This window comes from Achromobacter sp. MFA1 R4 (assembly GCF_900156745.1).
Taxonomy (GTDB): Bacteria; Pseudomonadota; Gammaproteobacteria; order Burkholderiales; family Burkholderiaceae_B; genus Achromobacter.
In genome coordinates, this window is record NZ_LT707065.1 from 5136823 (window position 1) to 5153146 (window position 16324).

The following is a 16324-nucleotide window of genomic DNA, read 5'->3' on the forward strand; positions in this document are numbered from 1 at the left end:
AATCCGTGGGCTCGGGTCGAAGGACGAAAGACGAAGGGCGGAAGGCGAGGAGAACGGTCAGGGCTTGTTCTGGCGGGTCACGCCGGCGTCGAACTGCGCGACCACCTGGCGCCAGCCGGCGGCGGCCAGGGCGGCGTCGTCGGCGGGGTCGGGCAGGCGGGCCGCGGCGTCGCGGGCCAGCCAGACGTCGGGCTGGGCATCGGCCGCCTTGCCATGGTCGTGGCCATGGTCATGGTCATCCTTGGCGCCCGCGCCTTGCGCGCGCAGCAGGAACGATCCGGCCAGGGCGGCGTCGGCGGTCTGGCCCAGGTACATGGCGTGGCCGGCCTGGCGCTGCAGGCGCCAGGCATGTCCGCCGCGCGCCGCCGTGCTGTTGTCGGCGACAAAGGGAGGAAGCCCCTGCGCGGCCAGGTCGGCCACCGAAGGCAGGGGTTCGCCGGCCTGCACGGCGAACGCGATCTCGTCGTAGGCCACGCGCAGGTCCGCGTAGATGCCTTGTTCGGCGGGCGTCAGCTCGCGCCGCGCGTCGATCTGGGTGGCGGCAAGCGCGGCGGTCTCGGGCGGCGCTTCGCGCAGGCCGATGTAGCCGGCGGCGGCCGCAACGATGGCGAGGCAGGCGCCCAGCACCGCGAGCGTTTCGTGTCCGGCGCCCGCGGGGCGGATGACTTGGGTGTGCATGGTGCGGGAGGGCCGGGGCTTACTGGATGTCGACGTGGTCGATTTCGACGACGTGGCCGGGGCCGGCGTCGAACAGCACGTAGAACTCGCCGTCGGGCCGCTTGAAGCGCATCTTGGAGTCCGCGTCCAGCTTGCCCGGCACGAGGATCTGCTCGTCATAGGAGATCACGTCCATGGTGACGCCGGCGGCGCCGCTGCCGTCGGAGAACCCGCCGGTGCACTGGATCTGTTCCTTGCCCTCGGCCTTGCATTCGGCCATGGGGTTGTGCGCCAGGGCGCCGGCGCTGGCCGTCAGCAGCGCGCCGAGCAGGCCCGCGCGCAGGGCGTTCGCGAAAAATGCATTCATCGGGATGCTCCTTGTTTCTTCAGCCACTCGACCGTGGCGGGGGAGGCCGTGGCAATGGGCCAGGGCGCCTGATGCACCGAGCCGTCCCAGCCTTCCGCCGTGATCCAGAGATCGGCGTCCGGGGCGGTGCGCGGCGGAATCGGCACGGTGGCGAAGGCCCGGTGGGGACTGCCAAAGAAGATCGAACCGGCGGCGCGCAGGCTGCGCGGCTTTCCCACGCGCAGGTAGACCGCGCGGATCTGGTCCTGGCAGCCGGCGCATTGGGCCATCGTGAAGGTCTTGACCATGCCGGCCGGATCGGACTTGGGCGGTTCGACCTTCCATTCGGCGAACTGCAGTTTCCAGGGACCGACCTGCACGTCGCCGGCGGGCCGCTGGCCCAGGCCCATCAGCCCGCGCGACAGCGCCAGGTTCTCGAAGTACTTCGGGACGTACACGATGGGCACGATGAGCAGCAGCGCGCTCAGGTGGAAGCGCCAGCGGCGCCAGAAGCTGGGCTTGGGAGCGGCCGGAGCCAGGGTAGCGGTCTTGCTCATTCGGTCACCTCGCGTGCGGCGGCGCGGTCGGCGCGGGCAGGGCGCAGGGCCTTGGCCGTGGCCTGCGCGGTGCGCTTGGTCCAGATCAACAGGCCGCTGAGCGACATCATCGTCAGCAGCAGGCCAAAGAAGAACCACACCAGTTTCAGCCAGAAGCCGCCAAAGTCGCCGGTGTGCAGCGGGCGCATGGATTCGGTGAAGAACTCCAGGCCATTGCGGTCGGACAGGCGGCGCAGCTCTTCGACCTTGCCGCTGTACGGATTGATCTTGGCGTACTGGAACATCAGCGGATAGGCGCCGCGGCCGGCAATCGTGATGGGGTCGTAAGCGTTGCCCGGGAAGAACACGTGCTGCGTCTCCAGACCGGGCAGTTCCCGCTCGGCGACCGCGACAATCTCATCCAGCGGCAGGCGCTTGACGGTCTGGCCCGGAGTCACCGTGGGCACTTCGTCGCGCGCCACGACGGCGGGCACGCCCTGCGTGGAGATGGTCGTGGCCGTGTCGGCCAGGACCGCCTGCACCAGGAACCAGATTGCGCTGACCGAGATCAGCAGGATGAACCAGACGCTCCACAGGCCCGACAGGCGGTGGAAATCGCCCCAGAAGATCCGCGCGCCCTGGCCGACGCGCAGGCGCGGCTTCTGGAAATAGGCGCGCCAGAAACGCTTGTAGACGACCAGGCCGGTGACCAGCGAGGCCAGCATCGGCAGCGACAGCAGCGAAACCAGGTACCAGCCCCAGCTATAGCCATTGGTAAACGGGATCAGCAGCCAGCCGTGCAGCGCGCGCATGAACTGGCGCAGGTCGAAGTCCAGGGCAGGGCCTTGCACGGCGCCGGTGTAGGGGTTGACGTAAATGGACGTGAAGCGCGCGCCGGGATAGCCGACATTGGCGGTCAGGGCGAACTGGGATTCCTCGGGCCAGGACAGGCGCTGCACCGAGGCCTGCGGCTCCTGTTTGGCGATGGCGTCCATCAGGGCCTGGTAACCCATGCGCGGGGTGTCCGCATCGGGCGCCTGCGCGCGCACGGCAGGATTGATGAGCCAGACGATTTCCTGGCTGATGACGGCGATGGTTCCGGTCGCACAGATGAAGAAGAGAAAAATCCAGATTGGCAAGGCGAGCCAACTGTGGACGAGAAACCATAATTTGGAGCGCGATGGCTTTGCCATTCAAAAGCTGTCCGGTGAGCGATGGGAGGGATCTGGTCCCGTAGATCTGGACCCAATTAAGGGGCGTGTCAGCCGGAATTCTAGCAATAATCGTTCTCAATTGTCTTTCTTGCTTGCGGAGCCGGCGAGGTGCGGCGCAGGGCCGGCCGCCGCGGCGGGATGTATAAAATGCCGGTTCGGCGCCGGAATCGGCCGGCGCCCGGAACGATTGCATGCGCGCTCGACCCTCCTGTCCGCCTTTCCGCCTGGACTGCGCCGCCACGCTGGCGCGGCTGATGCTGCTGGTTCTGCTGGCGGCCCGGGCGTTCGTGCCCGTGGGGTATATGCCCGACGCGCAGGCGCTCAAGCAGGGCCGCCTGGCGTTGGGCTTCTGTTCGGCGGGCGGCGGGGCCTTTCCCGGCATGTCCGGTCTGGCCGCGCCGTCCGGGCAGGCTCACGGGCACGCCGACGCCCACGCCGAAGTCCACGCCGACGGGCTCCACGGCCATTCGGGCCACCACGACCCGTCCCAGCACGTCGGCGCCGGGCAGGAATGTCCCTTCGGACTCATCGCGCACCAGGCGCTGGACCTGCCCACCGCCGTCGCGCTGGCGCCCGTGCTACTGCGCGGGTTCGTGCAGGCGCCCCGGGTGGCCGACAGCCCGCGCCCGCCGATGCCGGCCGCCGGCCCGCCGCTGGGCCAGCGCGCCCCCCCTCGATTCACCGGATGACCGCCGTCGCCGTGCGCCCCGCGCGCACGATCGCCGCCCGCGCGGGCGGCCTCCGTTGTTCTCGAGATCATCATGTCCACGCAAACCCTGGATAGTCCCGCCGCGTCCGCGCGGCCGCGGGCGGCGGGCGGCAGCGCGCTGCTCGCCCTCATCACCCGCCTGCATTTCTACGTCGGCCTCTTCGTCGGCCCATTCATCCTCGTCGCGGCGGTGACCGGCACGCTGTTCGTGCTGACGCCGCAGCTCGAAAGCGTCATCTACGCCGACCAGCTTCGCACCACGTCCACCGGGACGGCGCGGCCGCTGGCGGACCAGGTCGAGGCCGCGCAGCGCCGCATCGGCCCCGGCCCGCGACTGTTCGCCGTACGCCCCGCACCCGGGCCCGGCCAGACGACGCGCGTCATGTTCACGCAACCCGGCATGGGCGATTCCGAAAGCCGTGCCCTGTTCGTGGATCCCGTCACGCTGGAGATCAAGGGCGACATGACCGTCTACGGCACCAGCGGTACGCTGCCGTTCCGGACCAAGCTGGATTACCTGCACCGCAACCTGATGCTGGGCGCCGTGGGCCGCAATTACAGCGAACTGGCCGCCTCGTGGCTCTGGTTCGCCACGGTCGGCGGCATGGTGCTGTGGTTTGCCCGGCGCGGCCGCGACAAGGCGGCCGCCGCGCGCAGCCCGCGGCTGCGCGCTCGTCGCTGGCACGGACTGCTGGGGCTGTGGGTGGGTATCGGCCTGGTGTTTTTCTCCGCCACCGGATTGACGTGGTCCAACTGGGCCGGCGGGCGCGTGGACCAATTGCGCGCGCAACTGGGGTGGATCACGCCATCGGTGTCGCTCAAGCTGCCGGGGGCCGGCGGCATGGCAATGGCGCCGGGCGGCGAGCACGCGCATCATCATGGCGGCCAGCATGACCCTGCCGCCATGGCGCTGGCGGCGAACAATGTGCCCGCGGGCTTTGACCGCGTGCTGCAGACGGCGCGCGCGGGCGGCATCGACAGCAGCCAGCTCGAAATCCGGCCGCCGCGCGCGGACGGCCAGGCCTGGCTGGTGCGCGAGGTGGACCGCTCCTGGCCCACGCAGGTCGACACCATCGCCGTGGATCCGGCCAGCTACGCCATCACCAGCCGCGCGGACTTCGACACCTTTCCGCTGATCGCCAAGCTGATCCGGTGGGGCGTCGACATGCATATGGGCATTCTGTTCGGCTGGCCGAACCAACTGCTCATGGCGGCCCTCGGCATCGCGCTCACGGCCATGATCGTCCTGGGCTACCGGATGTGGTGGCTGCGCCGGCCCGCCCCGGGCGCGCCGGGGCAGACCCTCACGCAGGCGTGGCGCGACCTCTCCTGGCCAGGACGCACGATGGCCGTGGGCGTCGCGCTGGCGCTGGGCTGGTGCCTGGCCGTGCTGGGCGTGAGCCTCGCCGTCTTTCTGGCGGTGGACATCGTGCGCTGGATGGCGGCCAACCGTCATTGACGGTAGGAAGGCAACTCAGGAACACAAGCGCAGGGGTTGGGCACGCTACTTGCTGAAGACAGGATGCAAGGTCATTTCTTGTCTTATGGAGAAGCATGATGGAAGAGTTCAAGTACATGTCCACCTCGGCCACCCCCTCGCAACTGAGCAGCGGCGAACGCCGTGCGCTGCGCACCCTTGCGGCGGCGCAGCAATTGCTGCATCCGGAGCGCCCGCCGGCCGTGATGATGTCCTCGGTCGAGGCCGAGCTGGCCAAGTACGTGCGTGAAGCCTACCGCCCGCGTACCGCGTCCGTGTGGTAACACCGCAGGGCAGGGCGCCGCTCGGAGGGGGCGGCGCCTATTTCACTCGATCGGCGCCCGCATGACGAGCGCCGTGACGGTATGGTTCTTCCAGAACATCTGGTTGACCCGGGGCAGCAAAGCCTGCAGCGCCGGTTCCGTCGCGCCGTCAAAGGTGACCAGGACCGCGGGGCGTGCGCCTTCGCTGGGCACGCGCTTGAACCCGTCGGGGGACGGGAATCCATACTTCATCAGGAAGTTCCTGATGTCCTCATCGGAAGTCGAATCTTCCACGGGGGTCAGTAGCAGGGCCGCCATCGCCATTCCTCCACAGGTCAGAACTTTTCCGGCACGTACCGGTACGGGTGATCGGGCTCCTGATACCCCTTGGCTTTCTGCCGCTTGGGCAGCTTGATCTTTTCCCTGGGGCCGGCCGTGTAAGGAATATGTTCGAGCAGATGGCTGATGATGTTCAGCCGCACCCGCTTTTTGTTGTCGGAGCGTCCCACATACCAGGGCGCAATCGCGGTGTCGGACGCCTTGAACATGTCGTCGCGCGCGCGCGAGTAGTCGTACCAGCGGCTGTAGGAATCCAGATCCATCTTGGTCAGCTTCCAGGTCTTGCGCTCATCCTCGATGCGGGCCTGCAGCCTGCGGGTCTGCTCGGCTTCGCTGACTTCCAGCCAGTACTTGAAAAGCAGGATGCCCGAATCGACCATCACGCGTTCGACCAGCGGTATGGCCTTCAGGAAGGCGTCGACCTGGGCCTGGGTGCAGAACCCCATGACCCGCTCGACGCCCGCCCGGTTGTACCAGCTGCGGTCAAAGATCACGACCTCGCCGGCCGCGGGCAGGTGCGGCAGGTAGCGCTGCATGTACATCTGGGATTTTTCGCGCTCGGTGGGGGCGGGCAGGGCCACCACCCGGAAGATGCGCGGGCTGACGCGCTCCGTAAGGGCCTTGATCGTGCCGCCTTTGCCGGCGCCGTCGCGCCCCTCGAACACGACGCATACCTTGGCGCCCGTGTCCACGACCCATTGCTGCAGCTTGACGAGTTCGACATGCAGCCGGGCCAGCTCTTTGTCGTACGCTTTTCGGGACAGGTTGGCGGACTCGGCCGCCTCGGAAGGGGTCTTCTGCTTTTTCTTGTCGGCCATCATCGCTCTCCGGAAATCCCGCGTCACGGATGAAAGGCGCAGTCCTGCGCCACCCTGGACTTTGAATATATTGCTGATCGGCCCCCTTTTGGGAACGCGTTACCAATGGAATTACGGTGCCGGAACCCCAGCTTTCATGGGCAAGGCACCCGGACGCGCAGGTGGCGGGCACGATACTTGCTGTGGGGATTGACGGCCACGTTCCGCTGGCCGCAGCCAACCCCGAGGTGAGGAAAATGGAACCGAAGAATTCCGTTGGGCAGGCACCTTCCCAAGACAACGCCGTCGAAGCGACCTCGACGCCCGATGATCTGCCGGTGCGCCCGGCAGACCACAAGGGCGCTCATGCCCCCGTCCGGCCGTCGGACGCCAGCGACAACGCGCAGGGCGACGAAGTCAGTGACAAGGTCAGCGACGAGGATCTCGAACCCTCGGACGCCACCGCCGACGATCCCGTGCCCGGCGACGCCAAGCGCACTTCCTGATTTGCCAAGGAGATTCGCCATGATTGCAAAGACCGCAATGTTGGGTGTGGCCGCCGTGCTGGGCGCGGCCTGCGCCACGTCGCCGGCGTGGGCGCAGGGCGCCCCGCAGTCCGTGACCGAAGTCCGTGTCGATGTCGCCAAAGTCGAGGCGGGCTATCGCGCCTCGAAAATCATCGGGGCGACGGTCTACAACGGCAAGAAGGACAAGCTTGGCACCGTGGACGACCTGATCATGGGCCCGCCGGACTGGGCCCCGTACGCCGTGCTGTCGGTGGGCGGACTGCTGGGCGTGGGCAACCATCTGGTGACGGTGCCCCTGTCGAAGATGCAGGTGGCCGCGGACCAGCTTCAGCTTCCGGATGCGACCAAGGACACGCTCAAGGCGCTGCCCGAATTCAAATACGCGAAATGACAGGAGACGCCATGCAGACAGAACCCGTTGCCGCAACTCCCCAGGCCGGATCCCGTGCGCCGTCGCTCTTGCGCCAGCTCAAGGATATCGACGCGCGCCGGCCGGATTTTCCGGGCGAGCATCTCATCGTGTTTGGCGCGGGCGTGCTGCTGATGCTGGCCGGCATGCGCAGCCGTACGGTCTTGCGCCGCACCGTGATCACGGCCGCAGGCACCGCGCTGGTGGGCCGCGCGGCCAGCGGAACGGGGGGCATCGCCCGCGTCGCCCGCCTGGTCAAGCGCCTGGGCTGAGCCGGGCATCCCGCAGGAGACAGCGATGGCAGCACGAACCATCTGGAAAGGGGCGATCTCTTTCGGACTCGTCCACATCCCCGTGGGCCTGCACACCGCCACGACCGAATCCGGCGTTGACTTCGACTGGCTGGACAAGCGGTCGATGGATCCGGTCGGCTACAAGCGCATCAACAAGCGCACGGGCAAGGAGATCGACAAGGACAACATCGTCAAGGGGGTGGAGTACGAGGACGGCGAGTACGTCATCGTGTCGCCCGATGAAATCGCGGATGCGTATCCGCGGACCACCCAGACCATCGAGATCCAGCAGTTCGTCGACGCGCAAGGCGTGCCCTTCGTCTATCTGGAGCGTCCTTATTACGTGGCGCCCATCAACAAGGGCCACAAGGTGTACGCCTTGCTGCGCGACACGCTGGCCAAGACCGGCAAGATCGGCATCGCCAAAGTGGTCATCCAGACCAAACAGCACCTGGCGGCCCTGATTCCGTCGGGCGACGCGCTGGTCCTGAACCTGATGCGTTGGGGCGACGAGGTCAAGTCGCTGGACGGCCTGGACCTGCCCAAAGCCGGCGCCCGCAACATGACGCCCAGCGCCGCCGAAATGAAGATGGCCAAGATGCTGGTGGACGATATGTCCGGCGAATGGGATCCGTCGCAATACAAGGACGAATTCAAGGCCGCGGTGATGGATCTGGTGGAAAAGAAGGCACGCGCCGGCAAGACCGAGACCGTCATCGAGCCGCAGGAGGAATCGCCTGCCTACGCTGACAACGTCATCGACCTGACCGAATTGCTGCAGCGCAGCCTGAAGGGCGGCAAGGGCGGCAAGGGCGGCAAGGCGCCCGCCAGCGCCGCGAAGAAGGCCGCCAGGACGCCCGCCAAAAAGACGACGGCCCGGTCCGCCGGCAAGGCGGCAAGCAAAAGCGCCAGCAAGACCGCAGGCAAGGCAGCGAGCAAGACAGCGAGCAAAACCCGCAAGGCGGCGTGACCATGGCCGACCCCCTGAAGAAGTACCGCGAAAAGCGCAACTTCAACGTGACCTCGGAGCCCGCCGGCGGGGGCGAAGAGAATGCGCAGGCACGCGCCTTCGTCGTCCAGAAGCACTGGGCAAGCCGGCTGCACTACGACTTGCGCCTGGAACTGGACGGCGCGATGAAGAGCTGGGCCGTGCCCAAGGGGCCGTGCTACGACCCGGCCGTCAAGCGCATGGCCGTCCAGGTCGAGGACCATCCGATCGCCTACAACCAGTTTGAAGGGCAGATTCCCGAAGGCCAGTACGGGGCGGGCAAGGTCATCATCTGGGACGAGGGCCAGTGGATGCCGGTCGGGGATCCGCGCAAAGGCTATCGCGACGGCCACCTGAAGTTCGACCTGCAGGGCGTCAAGCTGCAGGGGAGGTGGGCGCTCATCCGCCTCAAGGGCAAGGAATCCGAGAAGCAGCCACCCTGGCTGTTGATCAAGGACCGTGACGATTGGGCGCGGCCCGAGCGCGAGTTCAGCGTGGTGGATGAAATGCCCGACAGTGTCGTGCCGCTGCGGCAGGCGCGGCACGGCGCGCAAGGCAAACCGGCCGGGGCCGCTGAGTCCGCCGAGGAGGATACCGAGGACGCCGCCGGCCGGCTGCCGGGCGTCGCCTCGGCGCTGCCCGAGCGGCTCAAGCCCCACCTTGCCACGCTGGTGGATGGCGTGCCGCGGCACACCCCGGACTGGCTGTACGAGATGAAGTTCGACGGTTACCGGCTGCTCGTGCGCATAGAGGACGACGATGTGCGCCTGTACACCCGCAACGGCCATGATTGGAGCGCAAAGCTGCCCCATCTGGTCCAGGCGTTCAAGGCGCTGCCCGCGAAGTGGGCCTGGGTGGACGGCGAAATCGTGATGCTGGACCACGATGGAATGCCGAATTTCCAGTCGCTGCAGAACGCCTTCGATGGCCAGCGCACCCAGGACATTGTTTTCTACGCCTTCGATCTGCCTTTCATCGGTTGCCGGGACCTGCGCCAGGAGCCGCTGGACGTGCGGCGCGCGCTGCTGCGGCAACTGATGGACACCGCCCGGGACGACTGCCTGCGCTTGAGCGAACCGCTGGATGCCGCGCCCGCGGATCTGGTGGCGACGGCGTGCAAGATGGGACTGGAAGGCATCATGGCCAAGCGCCGGTCCTCGCCCTATGTCTCGCGCCGCAGCGACACCTGGGTCAAGGTCAAGTGCGCGCGGCGCCAGGAGTTCGTCATCGTCGGCTATACCGCGCCCAAGGGCAGCCGGGCCGGACTGGGCGCATTGCTGCTTGCCGTCACGGAGTCCGACGGCGGCCTGCGCTATGCCGGCAAGGTCGGGACAGGATTCGATGACCAGAGCCTCGTTGCCCTGCAAAAGCGCCTGGCGGCCATCGAAACCGAACGCAAGCCCGTCACGGGCGCGCCCGCCGGGGGAGGCGTGCGCTGGGTCAAGCCGACGCTGCTCGCGGAAGTGTCCTTCGGCGACTGGACCCATGGCGGCCATATCCGCCATGCGGTGTTCCGGGGCCTGCGCCAGGACAAGCCGGTGCGGGCAATTTCCAGGGAGAAGGCCGTGCCGGTCAAGGACATCGAGGACGACGCCACCATCGGCCAGTCCGCCAAAAAGTCATCGCGCGTTGCAAAAACGGCGCGTCCCAAGGGCGGCAAGCTTACCCACCCGGATCGCGTCATCGACCCGTCCACCCAGCTCACGAAACTGGATCTGGCCCGTTATTACGGGCTGATCGCGCCGCTGATGCTGGAGCACCTGAAAGGCCGCCCGGTGTCGTTCCTGCGCGCGCCGGCCGGCATCGAGGGGGAATTCTTTTTCCAGAAACACCTGGAAGCCGCCATGCCCGGCGTGAAGGCGCTGCCGGCGCGGCTGGATCCGGATCATCCGCCCTTGCTGGAAGTGCCGACGCAGGAAGCCATCCTGTCCGCCGTCCAGATGAATGTCATCGAATTCCATACCTGGAACGCGGTCAAGACCGCCATCGCCAAGCCCGACCGCATGCTGTTCGACCTGGATCCCGGCGAAGGCGTGGCGTGGCCGGCGATGCAGCAGGCCGCCGGCCTGGTGCGCGTGCTGCTGCGGGAGATCGGCCTGCAGGCCTGGCTCAAGACCAGCGGGGGCAAGGGGCTGCACGTGGTGGTGCCGCTGCGCAGGCAATACGGGTGGGACACGGTCAAGGCATTTTCCCAGGCCATCGTGCAGCATCTGGCGCGCACGCTGCCGCAGTTGTTCGTGGCCAAGAGCGGACCGAAGAACCGGGTGGGCAAGATATTCGCCGACTACCTGCGCAACGGCTTCGGCGCGACGACGGTCTGCGCCTGGTCGGCGCGGGCTCGCCCTGGCCTCGGCGTCTCCGTGCCTGTGGCGTGGGAAGAACTGGACAAGCTGACCGGCGGGGCGCACTGGACCATCCGCGACATTCATGGCCGGCTGGACGTCGGCAACGCGCCCTGGGCCGACTACGCCCCGCAGTCGCTGGGCCGCGCCATGGCCGCGATGGAGTTCAAGCCATGATGGGCGCGCCCGGGGCGACGGCCGCCGCGCAGGCCGCTATTTCAATTCGTTGCATCCGGCCGAGGGGCCGTAGGCAAAATGCGCCAAGCATGATTACCCTTTTGCAGCACCCACGCCGCAAGGAGGCTTCCTATGCCACCCCCTGTCTCTCCCTCGGGCGTCATGGACCGCCCGGACGGCTACGGCGTTGTCAGCCGAAGCCTGCATTGGCTGATGGCCGCGCTGCTGGCCTGGCAGTTCACCAGCGCGGCGGTGCGGCAGCTCCTGCCCGAAACCCCGATCGAGGCGTTTTTCTGGTCCACGCACACCTCGCTGGGGTTCCTGCTGCTGATCCTTGTGCTGCTTCGCGGGGTCTGGGCGCTGGTCAACCTTGGGCGACGGCCGGACAGCGGCCTGCTGGCGGGCCTGGGGCACCTTGTCCTGTACCTGCTGATGATCGCCATTCCCACGCTAGGGATACTGCGCGCGTATGCGCGGGGCCGGGGATATTCCCCGTTCGGCATCCCGGTTTTCAGCCCGCGCGACCAGGAGATCGAACCCCTGGTCGAGGTTGCCAATGCCTGGCACGGGCTCCTGGGCTGGACCCTGCTGGCGCTGATCGTGGGTCACGTCGGCATGGCCTTCCTGCATCGCCGGGCGGACGGGCGGCGTGTCTTGACGCACATGACCAAAGGGTCGTGACGGCCGGGCCGCCCCTATGCAAAGGAGGCAACCATGCAGCGCGATGAGCTGTTGGCCCTGATGATTTCGATCTCCGCGCCCGCGCCCCGGCTGGACGAATGGGACCGGGTGCTGTCGATGTACGCCGGATACCTGGAGGAGGTCGCCCCCAAACTGTCGGAAAAGGAACTGGGCAATTTCATCGGCGCCGGCGCCATGTTCTATCGGACGCTATGCCAGGCCAACGCCTATCGGCAGGAGTCCGTGTGGGGGCGGCGCAAGAAGGAGGGCTAGCGGGGACGGGCGACGCGCAAGGCGGTCGCCCGGGTGGCCCGGCCGCTCATGCGACCAGGCGGTACGCCACGCCCAGGCTGAACAGCAGCGCGGTGCCAAGCGCCCAGAACGCCAGCGACAGCCAGGCGCTCAGGGGGACGCGGGCCGACGGCTCCGCCTCGCCGGGATGGCGCGGCGACGGCGGGATCTCCTCGTTGGCCGCACTCGGGCAGGGCGCGATCGGTGCGGCGCCGGCCGGGCGAGGGGTTCCCAAAGACACCATCATATTTCCGACCTGGGTCGGGGCAAAAACGGGTTCCGGCGAGCTCATGGGGGTCCTCCGTAATCAGGGTTAGGTGACCAAAGGCGCAACCCCTTCAGCAAGCGGCGTGCCCGGCCGGTCGCCGCCATGTGGACGGTCCGGACCCCCGGCACTTCCCGTCTCCCCCTCAAACACTTACGATACCGGCAGGCGTCGGGCGGATTCCGCCGCGCTTGCCCGAATCGACTGACACGTGACGGCCGCATTTCAACCACGGAGCATTCATGAACGGTTACCCAGATACTCTTCTCCTGATCGACAACGAATGGCGCGAGGCCCGCGGCGGCGCGCGCATCGACGTCGTCAACCCCGCCACCGGCCAGAAGATTGGCCAGGTGGCCAGCGCCGGCCGCGAGGACCTCGACCTTGCGCTGGCGGCTGCGCAGCGCGGCTTCGAGACGTGGCGCGACACGTCCGCCCATGAGCGTTGCGCCATCATGCGCAAGGCGGCGGTCCTCCTGCGCGAGCGCGCGGACGACGTGGCGCGCCTGCTGACGCAGGAACAGGGCAAGCCGCTTGTCGAAGCGCGCGGCGAAGTCCTGGCCGGCGCCGACATCATCGACTGGTTCGCCAATGAGGCGCTGCGCGTCTACGGCCGCATCGTGCCGGCGCGCAACCCGGCGGCCCAGCAACTGGTCATCAAGGAGCCGGTCGGCCCCGTCGCCGCGTTCACGCCCTGGAACTTCCCGGTCAACCAGATCGTGCGCAAGCTGGGCGCGGCCCTGGCCACCGGCTGCTCCTTCCTGGTGAAGGCGCCCGAAGAAACCCCGGCCTCGCCGGCGGCGCTGCTCAATTGCTTTGTCGACGCAGGTATCCCGAAGGGCGTGCTGGGCCTGGTGTTCGGTTCGCCGGCCGAGATCTCCAGCTACCTGATCCCGCATCCGGTGATCCGCAAGGTCACCTTCACGGGCTCCACGCCGGTCGGCAAGGAGCTGGCCGCGCTGGCGGGCCGCCACATGAAGCGCGTCACCATGGAACTGGGCGGTCACGCCCCGGTGATCGTGGCCGAGGACGCCGACGTGGAACTGGCCGTCAAGGCCTCGGGCGGCGCGAAATTCCGCAACGCCGGCCAGGTCTGCATCTCGCCGACGCGCTTCCTGGTGCACAAGAACGTCAAGGCGGCGTTCGAGCAGGCGTTCGTCGCCCAAGCCGAAAAGCTCAAGTTGGGCGATGGCCTGACCGAAGGCACGACGCTCGGCCCGCTGGCCAATGACCGCCGCCTGGCGGCCATGGACAAGATCGTCAAGAACGCCAGCGAAAAGGGCGCACGGATCGCCACCGGCGGCAAACGCGTGGGCACCGCGGGCAATTTCTTCGCGCCCACGATTCTCACCGACGTGCCGCTCGAGGCCGATATTTTCAACGAAGAGCCGTTTGGACCCATCGCGGCGATCCGCAGCTTCGAGACGCTGGATGAAGCCATCCGCGAAGCCAACCGCCTGCCCTACGGCCTGGCCGCCTACGCCTTCACCCGCTCGTTCAAGTCGGTGCACGAGCTGTCGCGCCGCCTCGAAGTGGGCATGGTGTGGATCAACCAGCCCGCCACGCCGTCGGCCGAACTGCCGTTCGGCGGGGTGAAGGATTCGGGCTACGGCTCCGAAGGCGGCCCCGAGGCGCTGGAAGCCTATCTCGTCACCAAGGCGGTGTCGGTCGTCGGCGTCTGACCTCGTGTCAGGCCCGCGCGCCTGACCCGATCCCCCGCCGGGCTGGATCCGGCGGGGATTCTTTTGGCCGATAGGCGCCCGCTCGCGCCTGTCGCAAAATGGCGCAGCCCCTCGCGGCGCTCTCCAATTGATATGGGTGCTTACGCACCGTTGCCGATCCGGCCCTCCCTGCGCAGGTAAGGTCTCCCTGACAATGTCGACCCCGGAGATTCACGCATCGATGCTTTCCTTGCCGCCCACCAAGTCCCTTGCCCGGCACAGAACCTCAACCGGCCCGGCCATGAGCTGGCTGCAAGAACGCAGGCAGTTCGTCAAGGCGCTGCTATCCAATCCCGCGGCCGTCGGGGCGGTGGCCCCTTCGGGCGCGGCGCTTGCGGCGGCCATCACCGAAACGATCCAGCCCCAGGGCGGTAAAGTCCTCGAACTGGGCTGCGGCACTGGCGTGTTCACCCGTGAAATGCTGCGCAAGGGGATCGCGCCGTCCAGTCTGGTCCTGGTCGAGCAGGACTCCGAAATGAGCTCCAGCCTGCGCACCCAGTTTCCCGAGGCGGCCGTTCTGCAGGTGTCCGCGCAGGACCTGTCGCGCGACAGCCATCCGGAACTGCATGGCATCGGCGCGGCCATCTGCGGCCTGCCGCTACGCAACATGAGCCACGCGCACCATCGCAAGCTGCTCACCGCGGTATTTGAGGCGATGCATCCGGACGGCGCCATGCATTTCTTCACCTATGGCGTGCGGTGCCCCATTTCTGCGCGCGTGCTGGAAGACTGCGGCCTGCACGCCCGGCGGGTGCGGTTTGTCCCGCTCAACCTGCCGCCGGCCTCCGTATACAGCCTCAGCCGGGCGCGATGACGCCGCAAGGACGGCGGATGGCCCGTGAACATCGTTTCGGACCCGGGAACGCCACGGGTTTAAGGTAAGGATCTGTTGCCGTCCCATGCCCCATCGGGCGGGCAGGGCAGCGAGAGGCCGGCAAGCGTGTCGCCTGCCGGCCTTGCTGCTTGCGGATCGGCAACCAGGCCGCCGCTGGCTAGGCCAGGAAAGTCAGCATGCCGTTGCTCAGGTCGTACATCGACCCGACGATCTTGATCTTTCCTTCCTTTTCCAGCCCCGCGAGGATGGGGCTGTTCTTGCGGATGGCCTCGACGGTGTGCAGGACGTTGGTCCTGGCCACGGCGTCGACGAACTCGGCATTCTTGCCGCTGCGATCGCCCGTGTACTTGGTCGCCTCGACTGCCGGCTTGATGACCTCAAGCAGCCCGGTCAGGTGACCTAGTTTCACGTTGTCGATGGCGCCGGCCACCGCGCCGCAGGCCGTATGTCCCATGACCAGGATCACTTTGGCGCCCGCCGCCGCGCAGGCGAACTCCATGCTGCCGAGCAGATCGTTGTTGGAAATGTTGCCCGCGATCCGTCCGTTGAAGGTGTCGCCGATCCCGGTGTCCAGGATGATCTCCGCCGGGGCGCGCGAATCGATGCAGCTCAGGATCACCGCCGCGGGGAACTGCCCCAGGGCGCTCGAGCGCTTCTGCGCCAGGTAGTCGTGCTTCTGGGGCTTGCCTTCGCGAAAACGCGCATTGCCCCGCTTCATCATGTCAATGACCTGATCCGGCGTCATCGCGTCGCGCTCCGCCTGCGTGAGCGACGCGGCTTCAGCCTCGGTGGGCGCAAGCGCCACACCCGCCATCATCGCAGCCGTTCCTGCGCCGACGCCCGCCTTCAGCCAGACGCGCCGTCCCAGGTCCCGAGGGTGCCCTGCCATGCAACAATCTTTGATCGCTTCCATGAGGTGTCCTCTATTTGCAGCCCATGTAGACAGACCGCGGGACGCAGCTATTCATCGATGGGCCGGCCACAGCTTGCCGTTCGCACGGCGAAGGACATTCTCTTCCTGTTTTTCCCGGCCGACAACGTTTGGCCCGCAGGGCGGGGCGCGCTGGCGGGCAGGCGTTCCCGCCGACGGAAATCGCATGCGCCCCGGTTTTTTCTTGTTTTCCGCGTGCAGGAGTGGCATAGTTTTTTCGCACGATAAGCCCCCGGCGGCCTCGGGGCGACTCAGCCAGCAGATACGAAAGGTGCCCCATGAGATACCTGTACATCGTATTAATTGTGTTGCTTACGGCGATCGTTCTCTCGTTCAAGGTCCAGAATTTCGATTCGGTCACCTTGACGCTCTGGACCTCCAGCTTCACTTTGCCAGTCTCGGTCCTGGTCATCGGCGTCTATATCCTGGGCATGTTCACGGGCGGGTTCCTCCTCAGCCTGTTGCGTTCCGCCTTCCGCGGCGCCACCGGCCGCCCGGCCGGCCCGACCACGTAGCAACGCTTCAC

Annotated in this window: 21 protein-coding genes; 13 read left to right on the forward strand and 8 right to left on the reverse strand. The window is 67.2% G+C overall.

Annotated elements, in window-relative coordinates; translation table 11 throughout:
- Positions 1-57 precede the first annotated feature (57 nt).
- From BXA00_RS23500 to BXA00_RS23515, 4 genes are read right to left on the reverse strand one after another with little or no spacing between them, the layout of a single operon-like run.
- Positions 58-678 carry a DUF6162 family protein gene (locus BXA00_RS23500; protein ID WP_076520794.1) on the reverse strand — a complete coding sequence of 207 codons (621 nt, stop codon included), beginning with the start codon at positions 676-678 and terminating at the stop codon, positions 58-60.
- 19 nt (positions 679-697) lie between these two features.
- Complete coding sequence (locus tag BXA00_RS23505; protein ID WP_076520795.1) at positions 698-1024, reverse strand: hypothetical protein; 327 nt, start codon at positions 1022-1024, stop codon at positions 698-700.
- Positions 1021-1560, reverse strand: a complete 540-nt coding sequence (locus tag BXA00_RS23510; RefSeq protein ID WP_076520796.1) for a thiamine pyrophosphate-binding protein — start codon at positions 1558-1560, stop codon at positions 1021-1023. Before BXA00_RS23510 ends, BXA00_RS23505 begins: the two co-directional genes overlap by 4 nt.
- The gene (locus BXA00_RS23515) at positions 1557-2732 is read right to left on the reverse strand and encodes a PepSY domain-containing protein (RefSeq protein WP_076520797.1); all 1176 of its coding nucleotides are present in this window, start codon (positions 2730-2732) and stop codon (positions 1557-1559) included. The genes BXA00_RS23510 and BXA00_RS23515 overlap by 4 nt, the downstream gene beginning before the upstream one ends.
- Positions 2733-2944: 212 nt before the next feature.
- Between BXA00_RS23515 and BXA00_RS23520 the strand changes: the two genes are divergently transcribed.
- From BXA00_RS23520 to BXA00_RS23530, 3 genes are all read left to right on the forward strand, one after another.
- Positions 2945-3442, forward strand: a complete 498-nt coding sequence (locus BXA00_RS23520; RefSeq protein ID WP_076520798.1) for a DUF2946 family protein — start codon at positions 2945-2947, stop codon at positions 3440-3442.
- A gap of 72 nt (positions 3443-3514) precedes the next feature.
- Complete coding sequence (locus BXA00_RS23525; RefSeq protein WP_076520799.1) at positions 3515-4921, forward strand: PepSY domain-containing protein; 1407 nt, start codon at positions 3515-3517, stop codon at positions 4919-4921.
- Between the two features lie 95 nt (positions 4922-5016).
- Positions 5017-5223 carry a hypothetical protein gene (locus BXA00_RS23530; protein ID WP_156902854.1) on the forward strand — a complete coding sequence of 69 codons (207 nt, stop codon included), beginning with the start codon at positions 5017-5019 and terminating at the stop codon, positions 5221-5223.
- Between the two features lie 42 nt (positions 5224-5265).
- Here BXA00_RS23530 and BXA00_RS23535 read toward each other — a convergent pair whose 3' ends face one another.
- Together BXA00_RS23535 and ppk2 are read right to left on the reverse strand one after the other, a co-directional pair.
- The gene (locus BXA00_RS23535) at positions 5266-5520 is read right to left on the reverse strand and encodes a hypothetical protein (RefSeq protein WP_076520801.1); all 255 of its coding nucleotides are present in this window, start codon (positions 5518-5520) and stop codon (positions 5266-5268) included.
- 17 nt (positions 5521-5537) lie between these two features.
- On the reverse strand, positions 5538-6359 hold the full coding sequence (gene ppk2 / locus BXA00_RS23540) for a polyphosphate kinase 2 (RefSeq protein WP_369825582.1): 822 nt from the start codon (positions 6357-6359) through the stop codon (positions 5538-5540).
- Positions 6360-6595: 236 nt separating this feature from the next.
- On the opposite strand from ppk2, the gene BXA00_RS23545 reads away from it, so the two are divergent.
- From BXA00_RS23545 to BXA00_RS23575, 7 genes are all read left to right on the forward strand, one after another.
- Complete coding sequence (locus BXA00_RS23545; protein WP_076520803.1) at positions 6596-6844, forward strand: hypothetical protein; 249 nt, start codon at positions 6596-6598, stop codon at positions 6842-6844.
- 19 nt (positions 6845-6863) lie between these two features.
- A complete protein-coding gene (locus BXA00_RS23550; protein ID WP_076520804.1) occupies positions 6864-7256 on the forward strand; it encodes a PRC-barrel domain-containing protein in 393 nt (130 codons plus the stop codon).
- Positions 7257-7267: 11 nt separating this feature from the next.
- The gene (locus BXA00_RS23555; protein ID WP_076520805.1) at positions 7268-7546 is read left to right on the forward strand and encodes a hypothetical protein; all 279 of its coding nucleotides are present in this window, start codon (positions 7268-7270) and stop codon (positions 7544-7546) included.
- A 25-nt stretch (positions 7547-7571) separates the two neighbouring features.
- Positions 7572-8537: a Ku protein gene (locus tag BXA00_RS23560; RefSeq protein WP_076520806.1), complete on the forward strand. Its 966-nt coding sequence runs from the start codon at positions 7572-7574 to the stop codon at positions 8535-8537.
- A 2-nt stretch (positions 8538-8539) separates the two neighbouring features.
- Entirely contained in the window at positions 8540-11074 is a 2535-nt protein-coding gene (ligD, locus tag BXA00_RS23565) for a DNA ligase D (protein WP_076520807.1), read from the forward strand.
- 132 nt (positions 11075-11206) lie between these two features.
- Entirely contained in the window at positions 11207-11755 is a 549-nt protein-coding gene (locus BXA00_RS23570) for a cytochrome b (RefSeq protein WP_076520808.1), read from the forward strand.
- A 33-nt stretch (positions 11756-11788) separates the two neighbouring features.
- Complete coding sequence (locus BXA00_RS23575; RefSeq protein ID WP_076520809.1) at positions 11789-12028, forward strand: hypothetical protein; 240 nt, start codon at positions 11789-11791, stop codon at positions 12026-12028.
- 46 nt (positions 12029-12074) lie between these two features.
- Here BXA00_RS23575 and BXA00_RS23580 read toward each other — a convergent pair whose 3' ends face one another.
- A complete protein-coding gene (locus tag BXA00_RS23580) occupies positions 12075-12338 on the reverse strand; it encodes a hypothetical protein (protein WP_156902855.1) in 264 nt (87 codons plus the stop codon).
- 215 nt (positions 12339-12553) lie between these two features.
- Here BXA00_RS23580 and BXA00_RS23585 point away from each other — a divergent pair, with 215 nt between their 5' ends.
- Both BXA00_RS23585 and BXA00_RS23590 read left to right on the forward strand, forming a co-directional pair.
- Entirely contained in the window at positions 12554-13993 is a 1440-nt protein-coding gene (locus tag BXA00_RS23585; RefSeq protein ID WP_076520811.1) for an NAD-dependent succinate-semialdehyde dehydrogenase, read from the forward strand.
- 280 nt (positions 13994-14273) lie between these two features.
- Positions 14274-14846, forward strand: coding sequence for a class I SAM-dependent methyltransferase (locus BXA00_RS23590; protein WP_231952145.1), 573 nt, complete (start codon positions 14274-14276; stop codon positions 14844-14846).
- A gap of 178 nt (positions 14847-15024) precedes the next feature.
- Here the strand turns inward: BXA00_RS23590 and BXA00_RS23595 are convergent, their stop codons facing one another.
- Positions 15025-15756, reverse strand: coding sequence for a carbonic anhydrase family protein (locus tag BXA00_RS23595; protein ID WP_156902856.1), 732 nt, complete (start codon positions 15754-15756; stop codon positions 15025-15027).
- A gap of 320 nt (positions 15757-16076) precedes the next feature.
- On the opposite strand from BXA00_RS23595, the gene BXA00_RS23600 reads away from it, so the two are divergent.
- Positions 16077-16313 carry a lipopolysaccharide assembly protein LapA domain-containing protein gene (locus BXA00_RS23600; protein WP_076520814.1) on the forward strand — a complete coding sequence of 79 codons (237 nt, stop codon included), beginning with the start codon at positions 16077-16079 and terminating at the stop codon, positions 16311-16313.
- Positions 16314-16324: the final 11 nt, after the last annotated feature.

Excerpts from the sequence above, each read along its gene's own strand:
- BXA00_RS23505 (WP_076520795.1), bottom strand. The coding sequence starts at position 1,024 with ATGAATGCATTTTTCGCGAACGCCCTGCGCGCGGGCCTGCTCGGCGCG.
- BXA00_RS23500 (WP_076520794.1), bottom strand. The coding sequence starts at position 678 with ATGCACACCCAAGTCATCCGCCCCGCGGGCGCCGGACACGAAACGCTC.
- BXA00_RS23560 (WP_076520806.1), top strand. The coding sequence starts at position 7,572 with ATGGCAGCACGAACCATCTGGAAAGGGGCGATCTCTTTCGGACTCGTC.
- BXA00_RS23575 (WP_076520809.1), top strand. The coding sequence starts at position 11,789 with ATGCAGCGCGATGAGCTGTTGGCCCTGATGATTTCGATCTCCGCGCCC.
- BXA00_RS23555 (WP_076520805.1), top strand. The coding sequence starts at position 7,268 with ATGCAGACAGAACCCGTTGCCGCAACTCCCCAGGCCGGATCCCGTGCG.
- BXA00_RS23520 (WP_076520798.1), top strand. The coding sequence starts at position 2,945 with ATGCGCGCTCGACCCTCCTGTCCGCCTTTCCGCCTGGACTGCGCCGCC.
- BXA00_RS23590 (WP_231952145.1), top strand. The coding sequence starts at position 14,274 with ATGAGCTGGCTGCAAGAACGCAGGCAGTTCGTCAAGGCGCTGCTATCC.
- BXA00_RS23580 (WP_156902855.1), bottom strand. The coding sequence starts at position 12,338 with ATGAGCTCGCCGGAACCCGTTTTTGCCCCGACCCAGGTCGGAAATATG.
- ligD (WP_076520807.1), top strand. The coding sequence starts at position 8,540 with ATGGCCGACCCCCTGAAGAAGTACCGCGAAAAGCGCAACTTCAACGTG.
- BXA00_RS23595 (WP_156902856.1), bottom strand. The coding sequence starts at position 15,756 with ATGGCAGGGCACCCTCGGGACCTGGGACGGCGCGTCTGGCTGAAGGCG.
- BXA00_RS23585 (WP_076520811.1), top strand. The coding sequence starts at position 12,554 with ATGAACGGTTACCCAGATACTCTTCTCCTGATCGACAACGAATGGCGC.
- BXA00_RS23545 (WP_076520803.1), top strand. The coding sequence starts at position 6,596 with ATGGAACCGAAGAATTCCGTTGGGCAGGCACCTTCCCAAGACAACGCC.
- BXA00_RS23600 (WP_076520814.1), top strand. The coding sequence starts at position 16,077 with ATGAGATACCTGTACATCGTATTAATTGTGTTGCTTACGGCGATCGTT.
- BXA00_RS23525 (WP_076520799.1), top strand. The coding sequence starts at position 3,515 with ATGTCCACGCAAACCCTGGATAGTCCCGCCGCGTCCGCGCGGCCGCGG.
- BXA00_RS23530 (WP_156902854.1), top strand. The coding sequence starts at position 5,017 with ATGATGGAAGAGTTCAAGTACATGTCCACCTCGGCCACCCCCTCGCAA.
- BXA00_RS23550 (WP_076520804.1), top strand. The coding sequence starts at position 6,864 with ATGATTGCAAAGACCGCAATGTTGGGTGTGGCCGCCGTGCTGGGCGCG.
- BXA00_RS23515 (WP_076520797.1), bottom strand. The coding sequence starts at position 2,732 with ATGGCAAAGCCATCGCGCTCCAAATTATGGTTTCTCGTCCACAGTTGG.
- BXA00_RS23535 (WP_076520801.1), bottom strand. The coding sequence starts at position 5,520 with ATGGCGGCCCTGCTACTGACCCCCGTGGAAGATTCGACTTCCGATGAG.
- BXA00_RS23570 (WP_076520808.1), top strand. The coding sequence starts at position 11,207 with ATGCCACCCCCTGTCTCTCCCTCGGGCGTCATGGACCGCCCGGACGGC.
- BXA00_RS23510 (WP_076520796.1), bottom strand. The coding sequence starts at position 1,560 with ATGAGCAAGACCGCTACCCTGGCTCCGGCCGCTCCCAAGCCCAGCTTC.
- ppk2 (WP_369825582.1), bottom strand. The coding sequence starts at position 6,359 with ATGGCCGACAAGAAAAAGCAGAAGACCCCTTCCGAGGCGGCCGAGTCC.